Origin of the sequence: Streptomyces sp. LUP30, from assembly GCF_001746365.1 — a bacterium.
In the GTDB taxonomy this organism is placed as follows: Bacteria; Actinomycetota; Actinomycetes; order Streptomycetales; family Streptomycetaceae; genus Streptomyces.
In genome coordinates this window covers 1-1030 of record NZ_MJAJ01000119.1, presented here as the reverse complement: position 1 = coordinate 1030, position 1030 = coordinate 1, and the positions used below count along the sequence as shown (strand labels likewise).

Genomic DNA, 1030 nt, shown 5'->3' with positions numbered 1-1030 from the left:
GCATGAACGTGTGCGAGGGGTGCCGCTTCGTGTAGCCGCAGCTCCGCTGTTCTCCCTCCTGCCGGACAGAGACGGCCTCGTCGTGCTGGACCCAAAGCGCCTCGGTCGCAAGGTCGTCCAGGTACTCGGCGGCCCGCTCCACGTCAGCGTCACCGCCCATGGAGTGGATCTGCTGCGCGCACCAGCGGATGATGGCGGCCCGGTCCGTCACGGGGGAGGAGTCGACCTGCGCCCGGGTGGACAGGCCGTGCAGGTGGTCCGCCGCATCCTGGGCCGTCTCGCTGTCGTCCACGGATCGCACTCGGTCGGCGCACCAGAGAATGACCGCCGCGTGGTCGGTGCACTCGCGGGCCAGAGTTGCGGCGGCTTCCTGTTCCGAGGGGTGCGGCTTCATCGTCATGGTCGCCTCCTACTTCGATACGGTACGGGCGGCGCCCCGGCTGCTTTCCTCAGCCGGGGCGTCACAGTATCGAGTGGTCACTTGCTCGCGAGGGCCAGGAAGGCGAGCGGGTTGAGGGTGTCGCCGTTCTCGTCGCCCGCCAGCCACTCGTCGAACAGGTCGTCACCGAGGCGGGTGTGGAGCTCGTCCATCATCCAGCCGCGCACGATGGCGAGTTCCTGAGTCACGGGCTTGTTCTCGGTGCCCATCCAGGCGAGGCAGAGAGCCTCGTCGCTGAGCTTGGCCGCCATCTCCGCAACCTTGGTCGTGCCCTGCTCGCGAGTCGTGACGCTCATCGTGGTCTCCCTGCTCTTTGGTGGCTTGCCACCACTATGGCAGACGGCTTGACCGGTGGCAAGCCACCCCGCATGATTGGCCCATGGCCACCGACGAAGAACGACGCAAGCAGCACCGCCACCGCCACAAGCAGCGCGTCGTGCGTGGCATCCCCGACGAACTGGTGGCCGACTTCGACGCGGCCACCCACGCCGTCGGAAGCGACCGCAGCAACATCACCCGCCAACTCTGGGAGTGGTTCGCGGGACGGCCCGGCGCGGAATTGCCCACGCGCCCCGAACCCGCGCCGATGCG

Annotated in this window: 2 protein-coding genes and 1 pseudogene; 1 reads left to right on the top strand and 2 read right to left on the bottom strand. The window is 68.3% G+C overall.

Annotated features, from left to right (window positions below; genetic code table 11):
• Positions 1-400: hypothetical protein (locus tag BG482_RS39880; protein WP_141746734.1), on the bottom strand; the 400-nt coding region annotated here is incomplete at its 3' end.
• Between the two features lie 77 nt (positions 401-477).
• The gene (locus BG482_RS39875; protein WP_069740712.1) at positions 478-735 is read right to left on the bottom strand and encodes a hypothetical protein; all 258 of its coding nucleotides are present in this window, start codon (positions 733-735) and stop codon (positions 478-480) included.
• Between the two features lie 83 nt (positions 736-818).
• On the opposite strand from BG482_RS39875, the pseudogene BG482_RS39870 reads away from it, so the two are divergent.
• Positions 819-1030 (top strand): annotated as a pseudogene (locus tag BG482_RS39870) (hypothetical protein); the annotation flags it as partial.